Raw genomic sequence first — 23425 nt, 5'->3', positions numbered from 1 at the left:
CAGCGTGCGTCAGCGACACCATGGATAGCGGCGGTTCACCGGCGCCATCCATGGGTAATTCCACAGGAGAGAACATCAGTGAGTCAGCAATTCAACGTAGCGGTATTGGGCGCCAGCGGCGCCGTGGGTCAGGCCATGATCGAAATTCTGGAGGAGCGCGCCTTCCCGGTCGGCACCCTCTATCCGCTGGCCTCCAGCCGCAGCGCCGGTGATACGGTGCGCTTTGGTGGCAAGAACCTCGAGATCAAGGACGTGGAAGAGTTTGACTGGAGCCAGGTGCAGATAGCGCTCTTCTCCGCCGGGGCCGAGGTCTCTGCCAAGTGGGCGCCCATCGCCGCCGAGCATGGCTGCATCGTCATCGACAACACCTCCTGCTTCCGTTACGACGCAGACATCCCGCTGGTGATCCCGGAAGTGAACCCGGACGCGCTGGCCGATTTTCGCAACCGCAACATCATCGCCAACCCGAACTGCTCCACCATCCAGATGCTGGTGGCGCTCAAGCCGCTGCACGACGAGGTGGGCATAGCCCGCATCAACGTGGCGACCTACCAGTCCGTCTCCGGCTCAGGCAAGGAGGGGGTGAGCGAGCTGGCCGGCCAGACCGCGCAGCTGCTCAACGGCCGTCCGGTGGAGCCGACCCTCTACCCGCAGCAGATCGCCTTCAACCTCATTCCGCAGATCGACAGCTTCACCGACAACGGCTACACCCGTGAAGAGATGAAGATGGTGTGGGAAACCCAGAAGATCCTGGGAGATGCCAGCATAGCCGTGAACCCCACCTGTGTGCGGGTGCCCGTGTTCTACGGTCACGCCGAGGCGGTCCACGTCGAGCTGCACCAGCCGCTGGATGCGGATCAGGTCAAGGAGCTGCTGCGCAATGCCCCCGGCGTCACCCTGTTCGATGACGAAGCTGACTATCCGACCCCGGTGCGCGACGCCACCGGCAAGGATGAGGTGCTGGTCGGCCGGGTCCGTCAGGATATTTCTCACCCGAGTGGTATCAATATGTGGATCGTGGCCGATAACGTTCGTAAGGGTGCCGCGACCAACAGCGTGCAGATTGCCGAGCTGCTGGTGCGCGATTACCTCTAATCCGCGGATCGGCTGGCCCGATGGGGAAGGAGCCCCATCGGGCGTGAAACCTGCCACCCGCATGCGGTGTGGATGTGACCGGGGCCGCACTCTATGGCCCCGAGAATTTTTCGCGATATCAACTGATTAAGTTTTTTCCTACACTCAGAAACAAGTTGGGTGCTAAATGTGTCGGACTGCTGGCTTGCAACCTGAGCCTGATTTATATTGAACCGACTGTTTTGGGGTAACTATCCAGATTTTTCAATGCGATAGGGCCGTCATACGAAGGAACGAATATGGGACATTCCCGCATAACATTGGCAACGCTACTCGCATTGGGTCTGCTGGGCACCGCCCAGGCTGAAGACTCGGCGCGGGAGCCTTTTTTTGTTGAGCTCAAGGGCCCGGACGAACCGGCTCCGCCTGCCGTCAATTCCCAGCCGCTGGCGCAACCCGTCGCCGCTCCCCGCGCCACGTCCCAACCCAGCCAGGCCAGGGCCCAGCCCATAGTGCGGCAGGTTGCGACCAGCAATGCCGGCAGTTATGGCCCGATCCGTCCCACCGATACCCTCTGGAGTCTGGCGAGCAAGTACCGCCCCTCCAACAAGGTGAGCGTCTACCAGACCATGGTGGCGATCTACGAGAAGAATCCCCGCAGTTTTGCCGATGGCAACATCAACCACATACTGGTGGGATCCCGCATTCAGCTGCCAAGCGCCGCCGAGGCCAGCGTCATCACGGATGCGCAGGCTCGTCAGCGTTTCAACAGCGACAACGCCAGCTGGAAAGGGCTGAGCCCGAAATACCTGGCCAACAAACATGCCCAGCCGGCCAAGCCGGCGGAGACCAAGGTTGCCGCCGCGCCTGCCAAGGCGACTGCGCCCAAGGCCGCCCCCATTCCTGCGCCCGTACCCAAGGTGACCACGCCACAACCGGCCACCGAGGTCAAAGAGGTTGCCAAGGCGGCCGAACCCGTACCAAGCCAGGCAGCAACAACCAGCGCCGCCAGTGCTAGCGCACCTGCTCCGCTGCCGGCCGATGTGGGCAAACCGGTCGGCAAGCCCTCCACCGAGATGGCGCTGGCGCTGGAAGATGCCAATGCCCAGCTCGGTCAGGTCACTGAGATGAACCACAGGCTCAAGCTGCGCCTGCAATCCCTGACCGAAGAGGTGGAGACCCTCAAGGCCCAGCTGCTGGATCAGACTGCGCTGCAAAAAGAGATTGCCGAGTTGAAAGCCAAGCCGGTACCGCCGGTGGCGGCGGCTCCCGAGCCCAAGCAGAACTGGCTGATGGACTTGCTCGCCTCGCCGCTCAACCTGGCGATGATCATACTGCTGCCCGTGTTGCTGGTGCTGGCGCTGGTCACGCTCTGGCTGCGTGCCCGGGCACGTCGTGAGCTGGAAGAGCAGGAGAAGAGCCTGTCCGAATCCACCGCCATGGTCATGGATCAGGAGAGCGGCGAATTTGACGAGCTGATGACGGTCGGCATCGCGGACGAGGAGCCGATGCGGCCGAGACCGGATCTCAACACGCCTGATGGTTATATGGCGGTGGCCGAGCCAGAGGCGCCGGCCGATCTGGTGTTCAGCGACGATGGCGAGATGGATCTGGCCAGTTTCGAGCCGGAACCTGCGCCGGCCGCCAAGGCTGCCATCCGTGACCCGGATCTGGTGCCCGAGCTGGATCTCGCCCATGACGAGTCCATCGAGCTTGATGCCGGGCCGGATCTCGATCTCGCCAGCGAGTTCAACCCGCCCAAGGGCGGTCATGAGGTCATGAGTGAAGAGGAGCTGCAGGCCGCGCTGTTTGCCGAGCTGGACGCCGATCTCACCGCCGATCTGGATCTGGATGCCGACGATGACGGCCAGCCGGATGCCGAGCCCGTGGTCAGCGACGAGGAGCTGGCCTCCTTTGATTTGAGCGACTTCGAAAGCGCCTTTGCCGAGCCTGCCGCTGGCAAGGAGAGTGCGCAGCAGAGCGCCGCCGATACCAGCGCCGACGAGATGCTGGCGGAACTGGGGTTGGCACCGGCCAAGGGCAAGGCGGCCGAGCCGGATCTGGAGTGGGATCCCAACGAGCTGGCGCTCTCCGATTTTGAGGATGCCTTCGCCGAGGTGGAATCCCATCAAGGAGACGTGAAGCCACGGGAACAGGCGCAGGAGAGCGGCTACGTCGAGATCGACAAGCTGCTGGCCGAGGCCGATGCCAGCACCACTGAGCAGGAGCCTTATCAGGGCTTCTCGCTGGATGTGGGGCTGGATGGTTTCCCCGAGGTGCTGCCGGAATCCACCGGGTTTGATGTGGATGCCGACGATGGCGGGGTGGGGGCCAAGCTGGATCTGGCCCGTGCCTACCTCGAGATCGATGACAAGGATAGTGCCCGCGAGCTGCTGCAAGAGGCGGCGGAGCAGGGCACGGATCACCAGCGCGCCGAGGCCGAGAAGTTGCTCAAGCGACTGGGGTAACCCCTTGCATTATGTGATCAGGTAACGAAGGGCAGCCGGCAGGCTGCCCTTCTCTATTGGGGGCCTATATCGAGCGGGATGCGGTTTTTGGGACTTTTCAGCCTGAGCGCGTATAATCCGCCCCGTTTCTTTTACCGCCCTTCTTTCACCATAAGACAAGTGTTATCCATGCGAATTGCCCTAGGTATTGAATATGACGGCAGCCGGTATTTCGGCTGGCAGCGTCAGCGAGAAGTGATCAGCGTGCAGGCCGAGCTGGAGAAGGCCCTCAGCCGGATTGCCAACCACCCTGTCTCCATCCAGTGCGCCGGTCGCACCGATGCCGGCGTGCATGCCACAGGTCAGGTGATCCACTTCGATACCGAGGCGAACCGTGCCGAGGGGGCCTGGACCCTGGGGCTCAACTCCAACCTGCCGCCGGACATCGCCGTGCGCTGGGTCAAGCAGGTGGACGAGAGCTTCCACGCCCGCTTCAGCGCCACCGCCCGTCGCTACCGCTATGTCATCTACAACCACAACTACCGTCCGGCGATCCTCGGCTGCGGCGTCAGCCACTACCACGAGACCATAGATGCGACGCTGATGCACCGGGCGGGCCAGAGCCTGCTGGGGGAGCACGACTTCAGCACCTTCCGCGCCGTTGCCTGCCAGTCCAACACCCCCTGGCGCAATGTGACGCATCTGTGCGTCAGCCGCTCCGGCCCCTACATCGTGCTCGACATCAAGGCCAACGCCTTCTTGCACCACATGGTGCGCAACATCACCGGCTCCCTGCTGCTGGTGGGGCAGGGACTCAAACCGGTGGAGTGGATTGCCGAGGTGCTGGCCGCCAAGGATCGCAACCTGGCCGGGCCCACCGCCAAGGCCGGTGGCCTCTATCTGGTGGACGTGGATTACCCGGCTGAATTCGCCCTGCCGCAGTTGCCGCTCGGCCCGCTCTGGCTGCCGGACTCGGCACCGGGTACGACCAGTTTTTAGTAACTGGCCCCGAAAATTTGTGGTTTAATGATCCGTCATTTATTGCCATCGAGCTATTAAGTCATTGAACAATCTAGGCTCGATGCGTTTTGTCAGGCACAAAAGCATTAAGGAATTCCATGAGCTGGCTTGAGAAGATCCTTCCCAAGAGCAAGATCACTACACCTCGTCGTCACAACATTCCGGAAGGGGTGTGGACCAAGTGCAGTGCTTGTGAACAGGTGCTCTACCGGGCAGAGTTGGAGCGCAATCTCGAAGTTTGCCCCAAGTGTGATCATCATATGCGCATCAGCGCTCGTGCCCGTCTCGAGAGTTTTCTCGATGAGCAGGGCCGCACCGAGATCGGTGCCGAGCTGGAGCCGCAGGATGTCTTGAAATTCAAGGATTCCAAGCGCTACAAGGATCGTTTGTCTGCCGCTCAGAAAGAGACGGGAGAAAAAGATGCGCTGGTGGTGATGAAGGGGACCCTCAAGGGGGTGCCGGTCGTCGCCTGTTCATTCGAGTTCTCCTTCATCGGTGGCTCCATGTCCTCCGTGGTCGGTGCCCGTTTCGTGCGTGCCGTCGAGGAGAGCATCAAAGAAGGCCGCGGTCTGGTCTGCTTCTCCGCCTCCGGCGGTGCCCGCATGCAGGAAGCGCTCTTCTCCCTGATGCAGATGGCCAAGACCAGTGCTGCGTTGGACCGGCTTACCAAGGCGGGTCTGCCCTATATCTCTGTGCTGACCGACCCCACCATGGGGGGCGTCTCCGCCAGTCTGGCCATGCTGGGTGACATCAACGTGGGCGAGCCCAAGGCGCTGATCGGCTTTGCCGGCCCGCGCGTCATCGAGCAGACGGTGCGCGAGAAACTGCCGGAAGGCTTCCAGCGCTCCGAGTTCCTGCTGGAGAAGGGCGCCATCGATCTCATCATTGATCGCCGCGAGATGCGCAACCGTCTGGCCAGCCTGCTCGCCAAAATGCTGAATACTCACGTCATCGAAGAGTGAAGATGAGTTCAAACATGCAACAATCCCAAAGCCGGTCGCTGGTCGACTGGCTTTCTTATTTGGAGCAGATCCACCCGGTCAACATCGACATGGGGCTGGATCGGGTCGGTGCCGTCGCCCGGCGCATGGGTCTTACCCAACTGCCGTTCAAGGTGATTACTGTGGCGGGCACCAACGGCAAGGGCTCCAGCTGTGCCATGGCGGCCAGCATATTGATGGCCGCGGGCTACAAGGTCGGCGTCTACTCCTCTCCCCATCTGCTGCGCTTTACCGAGCGGGTGCGCATCGACGGCGCCGAGCTGGCTGACGGCGATCACTGTACCGCCTTTGCCGAGGTGGAAGCGGCCCGCGGCGAGATAGCGCTCACCTTCTTCGAGTTCGCCACCCTGGCGGGCTTGTGGCTCTTCTGCCGCGCCGCGCCGGACGTGCTGCTGCTGGAAGTGGGGCTGGGCGGTCGGCTCGATGCCACCAATGTGGTGGAGTCCGATGTGGCCATGATCACCTCCATCGCGCTCGATCACTGCGACTGGCTGGGAGATACCCGCGAAGCGGTGGCAGTGGAGAAGGCGGGAGTGTATCGCGCCGGCAAACCCGCCATCAGCGGCGAGCCCAACCCGCCGGCGACCATAGCCTCAGAGGCGCAGCGCCTCGGCACCTGCCTGCGTCAGGTGGGGGTCGACTTCTCTGGTAAAGAGCATGAGACCGGCTGGGATTACCGCGGCCTCAACCAGTGGCGGGATCTGCCCAAACCTGCGCTGCCGCTGATGAACGCTGTCACAGTGCTGGCGGCGCTGGAGTCGCTAGGCTTGCCGCTGCCGGAGTCTGCCATCCGTGCCGGGCTGGCCAATGCCAGGCTGGCTGGCCGGATGCAACGGCTGCAAAGCGAGCCCCTGGTCATCGTCGATGTGGCCCACAATCCCCATTCGGCGGCCTATCTCGCGAGCCAGCTGCGCCAGATCCCCTGCAATGGGAAACGGCGCGCCGTGGTTGGCATGCTCAAAGACAAGGACATGGCGGGCTCGCTCGCCGAGCTAGACGGCCTGATTGGCGAGTGGTATCTGGCCAGTCTCACCGGCCCGCGCGCCGCCAGTGCCGAGCAGCTCGCTGCCGCGCTGGGGGAGGGCAAAGGCGTTGCTCAGCGCTTTGATAGCGTCACGGCCGCCTATCAGACCGCGTTGGCCGCATCGAGTCCTGATGATATGGTCATTGTGTTTGGTTCGTTTTACACTGTCGCCGACATTCTGGCGGGCACTGCGTCCTGATCGGCACTGGCAGGTTGAATGGCACGGCTTCGGGTCTGTTTTCCCGGGCCAGTCCCTCGTCTGCGTGTCATAGGCTAAGCAACATGGGTAGGAATTAACTTGGCTTCGAAGTTTCAGAACAGATTAGTGGGGACCGTCATCCTGGTGGCCCTGGTTGTCATTTTTCTGCCGGATCTGATGGACGGCCACAAGCTGGAGCAAAAGGAAGAGGCATTTGCCAAGATCCCGCTGCGCCCCGAGCTGGAACCCGCCAAACCGGCGCTGCAGGTCTCTGCCGCCAGCGCCTTGCCGGCGGAACATCTGGCCAGCCAGCAGCAGGCCTCTGCCGCCGAGCAGTGGCAGGTCGAGGAGGTCTCGGATCCGGTCACACTCGCGGCCAACAAGACCCCGGCGACGCAGACCCAGCCGCCTGCCACCAAGCCGGTGACTCAGCCGGTCGTCAAGCCCAAGCCCGAGGTGATCGCCAAGAAGCCGGTCGAGCCGCCCAAGCCAAAGCCGATCCCGCCCAAGCCGGTGGAAGTGAAAAAACCGGTGGAGACCAAGCCGCAGGCGGGCCAGATCAAGTCGATGGATGATCTCATTGCGAGCAAGATGACACAGCAGGCAGCCACCCCGGCACCCGCCGCGGCCGCGCCGGCTCAGGGCAGCTGGATCCTGCAGCTCGGCGCCTTCAAGAACGTCGACAGCGTCAATGCCCTGGTGGGCAAGTTGCGGGCGGCGGGCTACTCGGCCCACACCTCGCCGAGAACGCCGGTGCAGGGTCAGCTCAACCGCGTCTTCATCGGGCCGGATGTCTCCAAGGCCAAGCTGCAGGGCATGCAGGGTCGCATCGGCCAGATGACGGGGCTCAGCGGTTCAGTGGTGGCTTACAACCCCTGATGCGGGTTTGACGAACGCCGAATAAAAAATACCGCGCCTCGGCGCGGTATTTTTTTAGAACCTGTTCATGGTCTCTCAGCGAGAGGTCGGGCCGGTTTTTAGATGCATTTCACCGGTTTGGGCAGGCCGCCTATCTTGGTGGCCTGCTTGGCGGGCCCTTCCGGGAACAGCTTGTAGAGATAGCGGCTGTTGCCCTTCTCGGGGCCATACTGCTTCTCCATCGCCTTGACCAGGGCGCGAATGGCGGGGGAGGTGTTGAACTCCAGATAGAAGGCGCGCACGAAACGCACCACTTCCCAGTGGGGCTCCTCCAGCACTATCCCTTCCTGCTCGGCCAGCACCTGCGCCAGCTCCTCGCTCCAGTCGCTGCTGTTGAGCAGATAGCCCTTGGCATCGGTGTCGATGGTCTGGCCGTTGAATGCCAGCTGATGTTTTTCAGACATAAGGGGCTCCTCGCAAAGGGGCTATCAGGATTGGGCGGGCATGGTAGCGCCTTGATCCCCGGTGAGCAACCGGCTCTCGTTGGCCAGGGTAAGCAATTCGTCCGCCAGCTGGCTGATGAGGGTGAGCTGCTGGGTCAGCATCAGCTGCTCCTCGCTGCTGTCCGGGGTTATCACAGGGCACTGGCCCTCGATCTGCACCGGCATCTCCCCCGCCAGGTGACCGGCGGCGCGCTCCAGGGTATGGCTCAGGTGGCGGCTGATCTCGTCGAGCTCGCCTATGGCTTCCAGCTTGTCGCGATGGGCGCCCAGCGCCGAGATGTAGGAGAGCAGGGCGTGATTGCGCCAGGTGAGGGTGAAGCAGAGATCGAGGAAGCGGCGACGCTTTTGCGGCTCCACCAGCATGCTCTGCCAGGCCATGGCCAGCTCGCTGTCGGCCAGATGGGCGCTCTTGCGGGCCACCCGGTAGTCGATGGATTCATCTCTTTGCTGTTGCAGGCTGGCGAGCACGGCCGCCAGATAGCGGGCGTTGGCTGACAGTGAGTTGGCGATCAGGGTCGGCAGCCGCTTGTACTGCCAGTCCGGCCACAGCCAGGCCACCAGGGCGTAGGAGAGCAGGCAGCCGAGGAAGGTATCTAGCATGCGCGGCCCCAGGATGGCAAACCCTATGCCGTCCAGCAGGTTGAATGCCATCAGCACATAGAGGGTGATGAAGCAGACGGCGGCGCTGTAGTTGCTGCGCACCTGGGTGAAGAACAGGAAGGCGGCCAGCCCCATCACCACCAGCTGGACGTGCAGCTCGGGGAACAGCCAGAGCACGGGGATCCCCACCAGCAGGCCGGCGAAGGTGCCGAGCATGCGCTGCACCAGCCGGCGACGGGTGGCGCTGTAGCTCGGCTGGCAGACGAACAGCACCGTCAGCAGGATCCAGTAACCCTTGTCCAGATTGAAGGCCTGCAGTATGCCGTAGCCCACCACCAACCCGAGCGACAGGCGCAGGGCGTGGCGAAACACCATGGAGTTCGGGGTCAGATGCTGCTTGAGCTGGGTCAGCAGCGGCAGGCGGGGCGGGCGCGCCAGGGCCGGCAGATTTGCCTGTGCCTGGGTCGGGTTTTGCAGCTCTTCGGCACTGCCCAGCAGCTGGTTGATGCTGGCCAGGTTGCGGCGCAGGAACTTCATCGGCGTCAGCAGCGTCTTGGGATAGTGCTGCTTGAGGTGGGTGAACTCCAGCTGATCGCCGAGGGCCTCCAAGGTCCAGTGGATGCGCTTGTTATGGGCGTAGGGCTTGTGCACCAGGATGGCGTAACCGAGCCGTTGACACGCCTCGGAGAGCTGCAGGAATACCTCCTGGAAGCCGTCGAGGACTATGCCCTGCTTGAGTTCTTCTTCCAGCTTGCTGTAGGGGTAGTGGCTGGAGGTGGCCCGCTCGTGGATCTCCAGCGCCAGCAGGTAGAGGCGCAGCAGGCTGGCAAGCTCGGGCGCCGCCTGATGGCGGGTGCTGAGGCGGGCGTTGAGTGCCGATTTGGTGAGGGTCAGCGCATTGACCAGATTGATGTTGAGCTGGGCCAGATTGTGGCGAATGGCCTGGGCGCCGTGTTCGTCCGCCGGAAAGAAGCGGGATTTCTCAAGCAGATAACGGCCGAGGGCAAAGTAGCTCTGGGCCAGCTGCTCGTGCAGGGTCTTGTAGGGCAGCAGCCAGAGCCAGATGAGGGAGACCAGGCCGTACCAGAGTGCGCCCGCGCCGAGCGCCAGCGGCTGGTAGAAGAGATCCGGCGCCTTGGCGGCCCCCAGCATGGTGTAGATGGCGATGAGCAGGGAGCCGAAGCTGATGGTGGCGTAGCGCTGGCCCAGCGCCCCCACCATCACGAAGATGAAGGTCGATCCCGCCAGTCCGAGGGCAAACAGCCAGGGCGTCGGGAAGAGGTACTGGACACAGAGCGAGGCAAACAGGAAGCAGAGCAGCGTCATACCGAGGTTCTTGACCCGGCCCCACAGGCTGTCGTCGGTTTCGGCGATGGCGCCGGCCACCACCCCGAGGGAGAGCAGCACAGTGAGCTGGATGTCGCCCGTCGCCAGGGTGAAGGCCAGCAGCCCCACCATGGCTAGCAACACCTTGAGGGCGAAGTAGATATGACTGTCAGTCAGCAGTCGGCGTAACAAACCAGAGAAGTCCATGGGCATGCTAGGCACCACCCTTGAGCGAAGCAAAATCGATGTGACTGTCAGTCAGCAGTCGGCGCAGCAGGCCAGAGAAATCCATCGGCATGAGACAAGAGCAACCCTTGAACGAAACGAGAACGGGATACTAACCCGCCAAGCGCGAAGCGGCCCTGATTTGGATCAGGGCCACTTGGCTTCATATCCTTGATTTACAACTTATCCTGACAGAAACAGGCATCAATAAAAACCCCGCCGAAGCGGGGTTGTTCATCAGTTGCGGTTGCCGCCAAGCAGGCTCAGCAGGCTCAGGAAGATGTTGTAGATGGAGACATACAGGGTCACGGTGGCGGAGATGTAGTTGGTCTCACCGCCCCGGATGATCTGCTGGGTGGTCAGCAGTATGGCACCGGAGGAGAACAGCATGAACATGGCGGACAGGGCCAGGCTCAGGGCGCTCATCTGCAGGAAGATGTTGGCGACCATGGCCACCAGCAGCACCCAGAAACCGACGAACAGCATGCCGCCGATGAAGGAGAGGTCACGCTTGGTGGTCAGGGCATAGGCAGACAGACCGAAGAAGGTCAGCGCTGTGCCGCCCAGGGCCGTCATCACTATCTCGCCACCACCATTGTTCATGTACATGTTGATGATGGGGCCCAGGCTGTAGCCGAGCAGGCCGGTCAGGGCGAAGGTGAACACCAGCCCCATGCCGTTTTCGCGGTTCTTCTGGGTCAGGAACATCAGACCATACACACCGATAAGGAACACGGCCCAGTGCAGGGGCGGCATGTTCATCACGGTGGCGACCCCGGCCACAACGGCAGAGAAGCCAAGAGTGAGGGAGAGCAGCATATAGGTGTTGCGCAGCACCTTGTTGGTATCGCGCGCGGCACTCTGGGTGCCAGTGTAGATAGAACGGGTATCCATCTTGGGTGTCCTCTTGATTTCCGGTTGAGGCGGCAGATTCCGCTTCGTTATCGCATTGTATGCACTGAATGTGGGGATGACGAGCGCTGATTTCAAGCACTACCCCAGCCTGTTGCCCCCTACTATCCCAGAACAAATATGTATTGCATATGAACAAGGGCTTGACGTAGTATGCACGCCGTTCGGAGGGGTGGCAGAGCGGCTGAATGCACCGGTCTTGAAAACCGGCGATGGGCGACCATCCGTGGGTTCAAATCCCACCTCCTCCGCCATCTTCAGAGAAGCCCCAGACAACCTCGTTGTCTGGGGCTTTTTGCTGCCTGTGATTAGGCTTTTCATCCGTTGTCAGGGGTTGAGCCTGTTCGCCAGAGCAGTACCAGCAGGGTGAGCAGGCAGAAGGCCGCGCCCGTGTAGAAGGTAAAGGCCGCGCCCAGGCTATCCCACATCCAGCCCGCCACCAGGCTGGCCAGCAGCATGGCGAGGCCGCTGACCAGATTGAAGAGACCATAGGCGGTGCCGCGCAGATCAGCGGGCGCCGTGGCGGCCACCATGGCGGCCAGCAGCCCCTGGGTCATCCCCATGTGCACGCCCCACAGTGCCACCCCCGCCAGCATGACGGCCCAGTGGGTACTCGCGGCCAGGGTCAGGTCGGCCGCGATCAACACCAACACTCCCCATATCAGCAGCCAGGTGTGAGGCTGGCGATCCGAGAGGCGACCGAACGGGTAGGCCGACAGGGCATAGACCAGGTTCATCGCCACCATGACCAGCGGCACCAGGGCCAGCGGTACGCCGGTCTGCTGGGCGCGCAGCACCAAAAAAGCTTCGCTGAAGCGGGCCAGGGTGAACAGGGCGCCGATGACGACGACCCACACGTATCCCACTCCCAGCCGGCGCACATTGTCGCGCCGCAAGGGATTGCTGCGCACGGCTGGCCCGGGCTGTGCGGGTTCGCGCAGGCCGATGGCGAGCAGGGTGACCGAAGCCAGCCCGGGTATGACGGCCAGCCAGAAGATGGCGCGAAAATCGTCGTGCCAGAGCAGCATCAATCCCACCGCCAGCAGGGGGCCGAGCAAGGCGCCGACCGTGTCGAGGGATTGGCGCAGGCCGAAGGCGGCGCCGCGCAGCGCCGCCGGGGTGAGGTCGGCTACCAGCGCATCGCGGGGTGCGCCCCGAATGCCCTTGCCGACTCGGTCCAGCAGTCGCGCCGCGAGTACGAGTCCGCAGCCGGATGCCATGGCAAACAGCGGCTTGGTGAAGGCGCCCAGCCCGTAGCCCAGCAGGGCCAGCCCCTTGCGTCGCCCCAGATAGTCGCTCAGGGTGCCGGAGAAGACCTTGACCATCAGCGCCGTGGCTTCCGCCGCCCCTTCGATGAGGCCGACTGTGAGGGCGCTGCTGCCGAGCACAGTCACCATGAAGAGTGGCAACAGGCTGTGGATCATCTCGGACGAGATATCCATCAGCATGCTGACGAAGCCCAATACCCAGACACCGCGCGGGATCTGGCTCAGGGGGGTGTGACGGGACGAGTGCGGGATCATGGTGATTTGCCTTGCACGGAAGCGGCTCTCTCAGAGCATAGTCAGCCGCGCTGCCCGCCGAAGGTTGAGGGCTGCGCCGTCTGATCAATAGCGCAGGCAAATGGGACAGGCTGGCGCAGCAGCCTGTCGCGGTGGCAGGGGTTATTGCTCTATATCGAGCTCGGCATTGGCCAGGCGTCTGTGCTGGATGGTCGAGACCAGCACTGTACTGACCATCCACAGATAGTCGGGGCGGCCTTTGTGCATATCCATGGCGGTGGGGTGCTCTTTTTTTGAGCAGTCATTTTTTATGGCCTGCTTAATTTTTTCTTAAGTATTGAGGGTTAGCCTGTTTTTTGCGGCGATGGTTAATATGACCCACATATCTCAGCGATATCTGAAAATATCCTGCCCAGTGTCTTCATGGCTCTGTTACCATCCGGCGCCAAATATTTAAACACCAACATGAATAAGTATTTTAACGGTGTAATAAAGAAGTGTAATAGGGAGATATACATGCCTTCTTTTCTTAAAATAAGAATTGTTCCATTTGTTTTTCTGTTGGCATTCCTCTTTGCCTTTCTGCTCAACTGGTCAGTTTTGCTGCATTTCTATGAAATATTGACCCAACTTGAACACGTCAAGCTCGGGTTTGCCATTTCCATTCCCATCGTATTGGTTGCGGCCCTGAACTTTGTATTTATGCCCTTTTCCATACGTTATTTCATCAAGCCTTTCTTTGCCTTCCTGTTTATCACGGGGGCCATCGCCAGCTACACCATGATGAAATATCGGGTGCTGTTTGATGGCGACATGATCCAGAACATCTTTGAAACCAACCAGAGCGAGGCTCACTCCTACCTGAGCATGCCTCTCGTCAGCTGGGTGCTGCTGGCCGGGGTCTTGCCCGCCGTGCTGCTGTTTTTCATCAAGATTGAGTATCCGGCGAAGTGGTATCAGGGTCTGCTGCAACGGGGACTCTCCATGCTGGTATCCCTGCTGGTATTGGGGCTGATAGCCGCGGCTTATTATCAGGATTACGCCTCGGTCGGTCGCAACAACCAGACCCTGAATCGGGAGATAGTCCCGGCCAACTACATGTACAGCACCACCAAATACCTCTACAAGCGCTATCTGGCCGAACCCATCCCCTTCAAGCGCATGGGGGATGATGCCAAACGGGTGAGCAAGGCCGACAAGCCGACCATGATGTTCCTGGTGGTGGGGGAGACGGCCCGCGGCAAGAACTTTTCCATGAACGGCTATCACAAGGAGACCAATCCCTTCACCAGCAAGCAGGCGGGGATCATCTCCTTCAAGGATGTGCGCTCCTGCGGCACGGCGACGGCTGTCTCTGTGCCCTGCATGTTCTCCAACATGGGGCGCAACGAGTTTGATGGCAATGTGGCACGCAACAGCGAAGGCTTGCTGGATGTGCTGCAAAAGAGCGGCATCTCCATCTTCTGGAAAGAAAACGACGGCGGTTGCAAGGGGGTCTGTGATCGGGTACCCAACATGGTGGTGAAGCCGCAGGATCACCCCAAATTCTGTGACAAGAACACCTGCTATGACGAAGTGGTGCTGGAAGGGCTGGACGATGAATTGGCCGCCATGAAAGGGGACAAGCTGGTGGGTTTCCATCTGATTGGCAGCCATGGGCCTACCTATTACAAACGCTATCCGGGTTCCCATCGCCATTTCCTGCCGGACTGCCAGCGCAGCGATATCGAGAATTGCAGCGATCAGGAGCTGGAAAATACTTACGACAACACCATACGTTATACCGATTACGTGGTCGCCAGCATGATCGACAAGCTGAAGAAATACGAAGACAAGTACAATACTGTGCTGGTCTATATTTCGGACCATGGGGAATCATTGGGAGCCCTGGGTCTCTATCTGCACGGCACGCCCTACAAATTTGCTCCGGACGATCAGACCCGGGTGCCCATGCAGGTGTGGATGTCACCCGGTTTCTCCCGGGACAAGGGGGTCAATCTCGATTGCCTGCAGCAACATGCGGCCAGCACTCGCTACTCTCATGACAATTTATTCTCGTCCGTGCTGGGCATATGGGATGTCGATACGGAGGTATATGACAAGCAGCTGGATATGTTCAGCCAGTGTCGAACGGTTCAATAATGAGCCAATGATAAAAAGGGGAGCCTGGCTCCCCGTTTTATTTGGGGGTTGCCGGGCCATGGTTGTTGTCTGGCTGATGTGTGTTCCTGCTGGTCGTTTGTTGGACCGCGTGTATGATGAGTCTGCTGGTTGTTTATTAGCCAGTGAAGGCGGTGTGATTCACGGGGAGCAAGCCACCTTATTGCAGGCGAATTAATCTGCCTGCGACTGAGTAATTTATTCTTCTGCCAAGGCTCGTCTTTTCCAAAAAAGTCGATATAAAGTGGGATGCCATGGCAAGCCGGGTTCGGGTGATGGGGCAGGGTACATATTGCATGTGCCATATGCCGGTCGCGGGCTCGCAACATGGTCAATCAAAGGTCAAGGCACGGGGCATTCCCCGTCGCTGGTGGCAGTTTTCAGCAACATGATGCGGGCAGCCATGATCCGCGTCGGTAGGAATTGGCAATGCGGCGTCATCTGTTCACCTGGTTAGGCCCGTTATGTAGCTTGTTGTTGTTGGGGACGGCACTGGCCGTCCTCTATCGTCTGACTCATCTCTGGCACTGGCACGATATCCGGCTGGCCATCTGGTCCTTGCCGATACCGCTGCTGGGTGGGGCCCTGTTGCTGACGCTGCTCAGCTATGCCTGTCTCTGCTGCTATGACATGCTGGCGGTGCATGCCCTCGGCAAGCGCCTGCCCTGGCAGCAGGTGGGGGTCACCTCCTTCATCGCCTACACCTTCTCCAATACCCTGGGGTTTGCCCTGCTGACCGGCTCGTCGGTGCGCTATCGCATCTACTCCTCGCTCGGGCTCGGCACCGGGGAGGTGGCCCGGGTCATCGTCTTCTGCTCAGTCACCTTCTTCCTCGGCCTGCTGGCCTGGGGTGGCAGCGCCCTGCTGGTGGGGCAGGCCTCCACCCTGTTGCCGAGCTGGCCGCTGTGGGCCGATCGGCTGCTCAATCTGGCGGGGGGGATGGCGCTGCTGGCCGTGCTGGCCTACCTGTTCTGGCCAAAACCGGCGCTGACCTGGCGTGGTCACCAACTGGTGCTGCCTGTGTTCAGGACGCGACTGCTGCAACTGCTGGTGGCGCTGCTGGACTGGATGGCGGCCGCCGCCGTGCTCTATGTGCTGCTGCCGACGGACAGCGTCCCCTATCCCGTGCTGCTCAGCGCCTTCGTGCTGGCCAGTTTTCTCGGGGTGCTGGCCCATGTGCCCGGCGGGATCGGGGTGTTCGAGGCGAGCATGAGCCTGCTGCTCGCCAAGTATCTGCCGGTGGACAAGCTGCTGGCCTCCCTGCTGCTCTATCGCTGCATCTATTACGTGCTGCCCTTCCTCTGTGCCCTCTTGCTGTTTACCAGCCAGGAGCTGTTGCAACAGCGGGCCCGCTGGAGCCGCCTGCAGGGCATAATGGCGGCGGTGCGCGAGTTCCTGCCGGCGTTGATCAGCCTGGGCGCCTTTGCGGCGGGCAGCCTGCTGCTCTGTTCGGGCATGATCCCCACCATGCGCGGGCGCATCGAGATCCTCTTGCAGGTATTGCCGCTGCACCTGCTGGAGCTCTCCCACGTGCTCGGCAGCGTCAGCGGCGCGCTGTTGATCCTGCTGGCGCGCAGCCTCTACCGGCGCCACGATGCCGCGTTTCGCATCACCCAGCTGCTGCTGGCGCTGGGGATGATCTTCTCCCTGCTCAAGGGGTTTGACTGGGAATCGGCCCTGCTGCTCGGGCTGTTTTTGCTCATCATCACCCCCTGTCGCGCCCTGTTCTATCGCAAGGGCTCCCTGCTCCACGCCCAGTTCACCCCGGGCTGGCTCATCTCGGTGGGGGCCGTGCTGCTGGGGGCGCTCTGGCTGCTGCTCTTCTCCTACCGCCAGGTGGAGTATGACCACGCCCTCTGGTTCCACTTCTCGCCCCATGGCGCCGCCTCCCGCGGCCTGCGGGCCATGGGCAGCGTGGTGGCCGTGCTGGCCGTGGTCGGGGTGGCGCAACTGCTGGCGCCGCTGCGGGTCTCGGGTCGCAAGCCGGAGCCGGAGGAGCTGGCCCGGGCCCAGGCGCTGGTGGTGCGCGAGGGGGGCGGTCATGGCTACCTGGCCCAGCTTGGTGACAAGTCGCTGCTGTTTCACCCCGGCGGCGAGGCGTTTCTCATGTACGGAGTCGAGGGGAATGGCTGGATCGTGATGGGGGATCCCATCGGCCAGCCCGAGCTTATCGAGGAGCTGCTGTGGCAGTTTCGCGAGCTGTGCGATCAGCACGATGCCAGCCCGGTGTTCTATCAGGTGTCGGCCCGCTACCTGCCGTTCTATCTCGAACTGGGGTTGATCCCGTTCAAGCTGGGGGAGGAGGCCATCGTCGATCTGCCGGGCTTCGATCTGGCCGGCAGCCGGCTGCGCAACCTGCGCCAGAGCCATGCCAAGGGCAAGCGGGAGGGGCTGTCGTTCGAGGTGGTGGCGGCAGATCAGCTGCCGGCGCTGCTGCCCAGGTTGAAGGAGGTCTCCGATACCTGGTTGCAGAGCAAGCAGGGCAAGGAGAAGGGCTTCTCGGTCGGCAGTTTCGAACCCGACTACCTCAGCCTGAGCCCGGCGGCGCTGGTGCGGCACAGCGGGCAGATAGTCGGTTTCGCCAACCTCTGGGTCAGCGACAACAAGGAGAGCCTCTCCATCGATCTGATGCGCTACAGCCTGGACACGGGTACGGCGCCCATCATGGACTTCCTGTTCGTCGAGCTGCTGCTGTGGGGCAAGGCCGAGGGCTATGCCAGCTTCAACCTCGGCATGGCGCCCATGTCCGGCTTCAACGACCACCCCTTGAGTGGTTACTGGACACGGCTTGGCAACACCATCTTTACCCGTGGCAGCCGTTTCTACAATTTCCAGGGGCTCAGACGCTACAAGGAGAAGTTCTCCCCGCGCTGGGAACCCCGTTATCTGCTCTGCACCGGCAAGCTGGTGCTGCCCAGAACCCTGACCAACTTGATTTCCCTGATAAGCCGAGGCCCGTTCGGGCTGATAAAGAAATAGGAGTCGGCCATGAGAGCCCTGTTATTGCTGTTGGCGTGCTGTGCATTTCCGCTCTTTGCCGCGTCGGTGAAAGAGGATCTGGGTCTGGTGGAGCTGCCGGTGGCGCAAGCCTCGGCGGCGCCCATGGTGGTGTTTCTCAGTGGGGATGGTGGCTGGGCGGCGCTCGACAAGGGGCTGAGTGCCCAGTTTCAGCAGCACGGCATGCCGGTGGTGGGCTGGAGCTCGCTCACCTACTACTGGAAGAAGAAGGATCCGCAGCAGGTTACCGCCGATCTGGTGCGCGTGCTGGCGGATTACCAGTCCCGCTGGGGGCGCCAGCGCTGGCTGCTGGTGGGCTTCTCCTTCGGGGCCGAGATAGTGCCCTTCGTCATCAACCGGCTGCCCGAGCCCTATCGCAAGAGCCTGGTGGGGGCCGTGATGCTCTCCCCCTCGACTGCCTCCGATTTCGAGATCCATGTCAGCGACATGGTGACCCACGACAAGGCAGGCAGTTACCCCACCCAACCCGAGGTCAATGCCATCCACTCTCTGCCCATGCTCTGCGTGCAGGGGGCGGATGACGACTCCTCCGTGCGGCTTTGCCCCCGGTTGCAGCAGCCCAACGTGACCACTGTGACCCTGCCCGGTTCACACCATTTCGAGGACGATTATCCGGTGCTGTTCAAGGCCATCACCAGTCACCTCTCCTGGCAGTAATGGTCTGACCTGACGGGTGCGCTAGCTCATGTTTGGCCACTCTTCCTGCTAAATGTTGTTTAGGTATCCCTTGTCACACTCTGCTCATGCCGCCCTTTACAGGGTCTGACCACTTCCCAACACTTTGTTGAGCAATGGCTCAGAAGGGAGTGTGACATGCGTGAACAAAAGACCCATCTTGTTGATCAGGAAGTGGATTTCCCTGCCGATGAACAGCTGGTCTCCACCACGGATCTGCAGGGCGTGATCACCTACGCCAACGATCATTTCTGCCGGGTGGCCGGTTACAGCCGCGCCGAACTGGTCGGCCAGCACCACAACATGGTGCGCCACCCAGATATGCCCAAGGCGGCGTTTGCCGATCTGTGGGGCAAGCTCAAGCAGGGCCAGCCGTGGCGCGGCATGGTGAAGAACCGCTGCCAGGATGGCCGCTACTACTGGGTGGATGCCTATGTCACCCCCATCTTCGAGCAGGGCAAGGTCAACGGTTACCAGTCGGTGCGCTGCCGTGCCGATCCGCAGATGAAGGCCATTGCCGCCCGCACCTATGCCCGCTTGCGCGCCGCCGAACAAGGGGGTCGCCAGCCCCGTCTTTCCCTGTCACGGCTGCGCCACGGGGTCGCCGGGGCTGGGCTGCTGGCGCTGGCCTGGCTGGGGGCCGTGCAGCTTGGCTCCTGGGCGCCACTCTATATGGCGCTGCCGCTGGTGCTGCTGGGCCTGATCTATCGCCACGAGCTCATCACCACCCCGCGCTATTTGCAGCAGCTGGCCGAGGAGTATGACAGCCTGACCCGGCTCATCTATTCGGGGCAGGAGCCGAGCGCCATCGCCGATTTTCACATCAAGCTGCTGCAGGCCCGCATCCGGACCGTGCTGGGGCGGGTGGATGATGCCACCCACGCTCTGCAGGATCTGGCGGTGCACCTGAAGAGCGCCTCCAGCGAGGCCAGCTCGGACATTGCCGAGCAGGATGCCCAGACCCAGCAGATGGCGGCCGCCATCACGCAGATGGCGAGCACGGCGCAGGAGATAGCCCGCAACATCCAGGACACCAACAGCCAGATAGCCCAGGCCAAGACACATTGCCAGCACACGGATCGCCAACTCATCGACACGGAACGCAAGATCACCGAGCTGGCGACGGAGGCGGAGCACGCCTTTGCCTCGGCGGTGGCGCTGGCCAGCGAGTCGGATCGCATCGGGGTCTTGATGGGGGAGATCCAGGGCATAGCCGATCAGACCAACCTGCTGGCGCTCAACGCCGCCATCGAAGCGGCCAGGGCGGGCGAGCAGGGGCGCGGCTTTGCTGTGGTGGCGGACGAGGTGCGCACCCTGTCGACTCGTACCCACAAGGCGACCGAGCAGATCCAGAGCAGCATCAGCCAGATCCAGCGCACCCTGAATGGCTGGAAGGGGATGATGCAGAACAATCTGCAACAGACCCAGGCCTGCGTGGAGATGACCCGGCAGGGCTCCGGCAGCCTGCATCAGGTGCTGGCCGAAATCGAGCTGGTGATGGACTTCTCGGCCCAGATCTCGGCGGCGGCGGAAGAGCAACAGGCGGTGGTCGAGGACATCAGCCAGAACGTCAACCTCATCTCCCAGCACTCCCACGCCAACAGCAACAAGATGCAGGATGTGGACGAGTCGAGCGAGATCCTGCTGACCAAGGCCAGACAGCTCAAATCCCTGGGGCAGACCTTTGGCTAAGTCTGCCTGCGCCCTTGGTGTTGATAACCACAAGGCCACCTCGCGGGGTGGCCTTGTGGCGTTGGAGCGGGTCTGACGCCACCAGTCAGGCTGAGCTCGCCCCCTGGCCGGCATTGGCGGGGGCCAGCTCGATCCCCTTGTCGTTGTACATGGCGCGATCGGCGTGGATCAGCCACTGCTCGGCGCGCCACCCCGGCTGGTATTGACTGATGCCGACGCTGATGCCGACCGCCAGCAGATGCTCGTTGACCTGAAAAGGCTGGGCCATGGCCATCCGGATCACCTCGGCTATGGTCTCGGCTTCGCCCAGATCCTGATCGGGCAGCAAGAGCACGAACTCGTCACCGGCCAGCCTGGCGAAGAAGCGCTGGTGGTTGAGGCTGCGGGTGATCCGCTCCGCCAGCTGGCAGAGGATGGCATCCCCGTGGCTGTGGCCAAAGCCGTCGTTGACCTGCTTGAAGTTGTTGAGATCGCAAAACAGCAGACAACCTGGGCTGGGGCTCATGATCTGCGCCTCCAGACGCTCCATCAGGCTCAGCCGGTTGGGCAGGCCGGTGAGGGGATCTCGCCGTGCCAGCTGCAATATCTCCTCTTCCCGCTGCTGGCGCAGGGCGATCTCGCGATTGAGGCGTTTGTTGCATACCAGCAGGTAGACAGCCAGCAGCAAGATCAGCGCGCAAGCCGTCAGACTCAGCAAAAACCAGGGGCGCCAGAAGACCCATTGTTCGGAGGGGGCCTGATAGAGAAAGCCGGTCAGCGGCACCGGCTTGGGAATGAGGCCGATCTCGGCCAGCTGTTGCATGATGTGGGTGACGCGATCCGGGTTCATATACCCGATCTCCACATAGAGCGGCTGGATCATCTCCTTGCTCACCTGCAGCTCGTACTCCAGGTGGGCCTGACTGCGGTTGACGCCGTACGCCTTGCGCAGCAGGGCTATGGCCTCCTGCGGGTGGGCGAGGGCATAGCGCCACCCCTCGAGACTGGCGGCGCGAAAACGCGCCACCCGGTCCGGGTGGGCCTGCTCCTGTGCCTGGGTGGTGAACAGTATGTCGCTGTAGAAGTCGATGCCGTAATTGCGCGGGTTGATGACGGAGACGGGGATGCCGCGCTCTTCCAGATAGAAGGGCTCGTTGCTGAGGTAGGCGTTGAAGATATCGACCCGGCCCTCGATGAGATCCTCGATATTGACCGAGGTCTGGATCGGGGTGAGCTGGTGCTCATTGAGGCCCTGATAGTAAAGGGTGGCCAGCAACTCGGCGTCCTGATGGGCGGAAAACATCATGATCCGTTTGCCACGCATGCCATCAACGGTGAGAATGCCGCTGTCACGGCGGGCTAGGAAGATGGACGGGGAGTGCTGAAAGACGCAGGCGAGCGCCAGCAAGGGCGTGCCCTTGGCATAGGCGGTCAGTACCTCTGTGTTGCCCACGCCAAAGTCGGCGCGACCGCTTTGCACCTCCTCCACCGGGCTTATGCCCTTGCCACCCGGCCTTATCTCCACGTCCAGTCCGGCCATGGCATAGAAGCCCTTGGCCTTGGCCATGTGATAGCCAACGAACTGGGGCTGGTGCAGCCAGCGCAGCTGGAGCACCACATGTTCCGGTGCTTCAAGCGGGGATTCGCTGGCCTGCAGGGGCATGGCGTGACTGACGCCAATCAGCAGCAACCAAAGCAAGCATCTCTTCATCCGTGCGAGTCTTGTTCTGAGTGTTCATGGGGTGCGACCCCTTGAGAGGGTCATATTCTTGTAATGAAACAGATTCTAAAGGGTTATTGATGTACCGGATACTAGCGCAGCACAAAGATTTCATGGTGATCAACAAGGGGCCCGGCCTTGGCATGCACGACGAGACCGACGAGTCCGGTCTGGTCAATCCGGGCCTGGTCAGCCGGGTCAAGGCCGACACCGGGCTCGTTCTCTATCCCGTCCATCGGCTCGACAAGATGACCTCCGGGCTGGTGTTGCTGGCGTGCACCACGGCGGCGAACCGGGCGCTCAGCATGGCGTTTGCGGATCGGCAGGTGAGCAAGCAGTATCTGGCCCTATCCGATCGCAAGCCCAAGAAGAAGCAGGGCTGGGTCAAGGGGGACATGCAAAAAGGGCGTGGCGGCAGCTGGATGCTGGCGCGCAGCCTGGACAACCCCGCCATCAGCTGGTTTGACTCAGTGCCGGTGCGCGAGGGGTTGCGGCTCTACCGCATCAAGCCCCAGACCGGCAAGACCCATCAGATCCGGGTTGCCCTTAAAAGCATAGGGGCGCCCATTCTGGGGGATGAGCGCTACGGCGGCACGGCGGCCGAACGCGGCTACCTGCACGCCTGGCGCTTGAGTTTCACCTTGGCAGATGAGGCGTTTGATTTTATTTGCCCCCCTGATGAGGGGGAGATGTTTCTCCTGCCCGAGCTCAATGCCGCCATCGCGGGCTTGAGCGAATGAGCGGTGCTCAGACGGTGCCGGAGAGCCGGGTGCCCGCCAGCGGCTGGATCCTAGCGGATTTTGACGACACCCTGGCCCCGGGCGACAGCCACGCCGGCCTGCTGCGTTACATATTGCGTCGCCGCCTCTGGTCGTTGTTGTTGCTGCCGGTGATCGCGCTGGGCGGCCTGGTGTACCTTGTACCCAGCCAGCGCAGGCGGGGGATTTCGCTTATCTGGTGGGCCATCACCCTGGGGCTTTCGCCCCTTGGCTGGCGTAAGCTGGTGCGGGCCTATTGCCGTATCCGGCCAGGCCTGTTTCGCGAGGCGCGCACCTTGCTGGTGGACGTGCACGAGCGCTGCTGGGTGATCTCCGCCAGCCCTCGTGCCCTGGTACGAGGCCAGCTCTATCAGCAACTGCCCGGCAAGCTGCCCCATCGTACCCTGGGCTCCCGGATGCACTACCGCTACGGCGGTCTGATACCGCGTTTTTACTGCCACGGTCGGCACAAGATACTGCCCGAGATCCGCGCCCTCACTGTGACGCTGGCCTTGAGCGACAGCCTGCACGATCTGCCGCTACTGGCGCAGGGCGCACAGGCCTGGCTCATCAATCCCACCCCGGGGCGCCTGCAAACAGCACGGGCTCACTTGCCCCACATAGTGCTCAAACAGTGGCGGCTGTAAGGGAAAGCTGACAGCCCGCCGGGTCGCCGTGGGGCGATCCGCAAGGCTGCGGCATCAATGTCACAATCTATTTACATTTTTTGGC

17 protein-coding genes and 1 tRNA gene are annotated in these 23425 nt (G+C 61.9%); 13 read left to right on the top strand and 5 right to left on the bottom strand.

Annotation, left to right across the window (positions count from 1 at the left end; translation table 11 throughout):
* The first annotated feature begins 78 nt into the window (after positions 1–78).
* The 6 genes from ACM3N8_RS16715 (at position 79) to dedD (ending at position 7644) form a co-directional block, all read left to right on the top strand.
* Positions 79–1095 carry an aspartate-semialdehyde dehydrogenase gene (locus tag ACM3N8_RS16715; RefSeq protein WP_042866095.1) on the top strand — a complete coding sequence of 339 codons (1017 nt, stop codon included), beginning with the start codon at positions 79–81 and terminating at the stop codon, positions 1093–1095.
* Between the two features lie 278 nt (positions 1096–1373).
* Positions 1374–3542 carry a FimV/HubP family polar landmark protein gene (locus ACM3N8_RS16710; protein ID WP_290019801.1) on the top strand — a complete coding sequence of 723 codons (2169 nt, stop codon included), beginning with the start codon at positions 1374–1376 and terminating at the stop codon, positions 3540–3542.
* Positions 3543–3710: 168 nt separating this feature from the next.
* Positions 3711–4520 (top strand): tRNA pseudouridine(38-40) synthase TruA, encoded by an 810-nt coding sequence (gene truA, locus ACM3N8_RS16705; protein WP_241281030.1) that lies wholly within the window; start codon positions 3711–3713, stop codon positions 4518–4520.
* A gap of 119 nt (positions 4521–4639) precedes the next feature.
* On the top strand, positions 4640–5503 hold the full coding sequence (gene accD / locus ACM3N8_RS16700) for an acetyl-CoA carboxylase, carboxyltransferase subunit beta (RefSeq protein ID WP_042866098.1): 864 nt from the start codon (positions 4640–4642) through the stop codon (positions 5501–5503).
* A 2-nt stretch (positions 5504–5505) separates the two neighbouring features.
* Positions 5506–6765: a bifunctional tetrahydrofolate synthase/dihydrofolate synthase gene (gene folC / locus ACM3N8_RS16695; protein ID WP_290019800.1), complete on the top strand. Its 1260-nt coding sequence runs from the start codon at positions 5506–5508 to the stop codon at positions 6763–6765.
* 99 nt (positions 6766–6864) lie between these two features.
* The gene (gene dedD / locus ACM3N8_RS16690) at positions 6865–7644 is read left to right on the top strand and encodes a cell division protein DedD (RefSeq protein WP_290019799.1); all 780 of its coding nucleotides are present in this window, start codon (positions 6865–6867) and stop codon (positions 7642–7644) included.
* A 98-nt stretch (positions 7645–7742) separates the two neighbouring features.
* On the opposite strand, the gene ACM3N8_RS16685 is transcribed toward dedD, so the two are convergent.
* The 3 genes from ACM3N8_RS16685 to ACM3N8_RS16675 all read right to left on the bottom strand — a co-directional run bounded on the left by ACM3N8_RS16685 (position 7743) and on the right by ACM3N8_RS16675 (position 11171).
* On the bottom strand, positions 7743–8087 hold the full coding sequence (locus tag ACM3N8_RS16685) for a TusE/DsrC/DsvC family sulfur relay protein (RefSeq protein WP_043139376.1): 345 nt from the start codon (positions 8085–8087) through the stop codon (positions 7743–7745).
* 24 nt (positions 8088–8111) lie between these two features.
* The gene (gene yccS, locus ACM3N8_RS16680; protein WP_416016390.1) at positions 8112–10265 is read right to left on the bottom strand and encodes a YccS family putative transporter; all 2154 of its coding nucleotides are present in this window, start codon (positions 10263–10265) and stop codon (positions 8112–8114) included.
* A gap of 249 nt (positions 10266–10514) precedes the next feature.
* Entirely contained in the window at positions 10515–11171 is a 657-nt protein-coding gene (locus tag ACM3N8_RS16675) for a Bax inhibitor-1/YccA family protein (protein ID WP_042652487.1), read from the bottom strand.
* A 184-nt stretch (positions 11172–11355) separates the two neighbouring features.
* On the opposite strand from ACM3N8_RS16675, the gene ACM3N8_RS16670 reads away from it, so the two are divergent.
* A tRNA-Ser gene (locus ACM3N8_RS16670) sits at positions 11356–11443 on the top strand.
* A 63-nt stretch (positions 11444–11506) separates the two neighbouring features.
* Here ACM3N8_RS16670 and ACM3N8_RS16665 read toward each other — a convergent pair.
* Positions 11507–12712 carry an MFS transporter gene (locus ACM3N8_RS16665; protein ID WP_290019240.1) on the bottom strand — a complete coding sequence of 402 codons (1206 nt, stop codon included), beginning with the start codon at positions 12710–12712 and terminating at the stop codon, positions 11507–11509.
* Between the two features lie 495 nt (positions 12713–13207).
* Here ACM3N8_RS16665 and ACM3N8_RS16660 point away from each other — a divergent pair, with 495 nt between their 5' ends.
* The 4 genes from ACM3N8_RS16660 to ACM3N8_RS16645 all read left to right on the top strand — a co-directional run bounded on the left by ACM3N8_RS16660 (position 13208) and on the right by ACM3N8_RS16645 (position 20236).
* Positions 13208–14833 (top strand): MCR-3-related phosphoethanolamine--lipid A transferase, encoded by a 1626-nt coding sequence (locus ACM3N8_RS16660; RefSeq protein ID WP_290019239.1) that lies wholly within the window; start codon positions 13208–13210, stop codon positions 14831–14833.
* A 447-nt stretch (positions 14834–15280) separates the two neighbouring features.
* A complete protein-coding gene (gene mprF / locus ACM3N8_RS16655; protein ID WP_416016389.1) occupies positions 15281–17830 on the top strand; it encodes a bifunctional lysylphosphatidylglycerol flippase/synthetase MprF in 2550 nt (849 codons plus the stop codon).
* 9 nt (positions 17831–17839) lie between these two features.
* Positions 17840–18526 (top strand): AcvB/VirJ family lysyl-phosphatidylglycerol hydrolase, encoded by a 687-nt coding sequence (locus ACM3N8_RS16650; protein WP_290065418.1) that lies wholly within the window; start codon positions 17840–17842, stop codon positions 18524–18526.
* Between the two features lie 156 nt (positions 18527–18682).
* On the top strand, positions 18683–20236 hold the full coding sequence (locus ACM3N8_RS16645) for a methyl-accepting chemotaxis protein (RefSeq protein WP_416016388.1): 1554 nt from the start codon (positions 18683–18685) through the stop codon (positions 20234–20236).
* 85 nt (positions 20237–20321) lie between these two features.
* On the opposite strand, the gene ACM3N8_RS16640 is transcribed toward ACM3N8_RS16645, so the two are convergent.
* A complete protein-coding gene (locus ACM3N8_RS16640; protein WP_416016387.1) occupies positions 20322–21926 on the bottom strand; it encodes an ABC transporter substrate-binding protein in 1605 nt (534 codons plus the stop codon).
* Between the two features lie 89 nt (positions 21927–22015).
* On the opposite strand from ACM3N8_RS16640, the gene ACM3N8_RS16635 reads away from it, so the two are divergent.
* Positions 22016–22675 carry a TIGR01621 family pseudouridine synthase gene (locus ACM3N8_RS16635; protein WP_416016386.1) on the top strand — a complete coding sequence of 220 codons (660 nt, stop codon included), beginning with the start codon at positions 22016–22018 and terminating at the stop codon, positions 22673–22675.
* Positions 22672–23340 carry an HAD family hydrolase gene (locus ACM3N8_RS16630; RefSeq protein WP_416016385.1) on the top strand — a complete coding sequence of 223 codons (669 nt, stop codon included), beginning with the start codon at positions 22672–22674 and terminating at the stop codon, positions 23338–23340. The genes ACM3N8_RS16635 and ACM3N8_RS16630 overlap by 4 nt, the downstream gene beginning before the upstream one ends.
* Positions 23341–23425: the final 85 nt, after the last annotated feature.

This window comes from Aeromonas sp. A04, from assembly GCF_047780465.1.
In the GTDB taxonomy this organism is placed as follows: Bacteria; Pseudomonadota; Gammaproteobacteria; order Enterobacterales; family Aeromonadaceae; genus Aeromonas; species Aeromonas bestiarum.
Note: the sequence above shows the minus strand (reverse complement) of the source record. Positions and strands in the feature narration are given on the sequence as shown.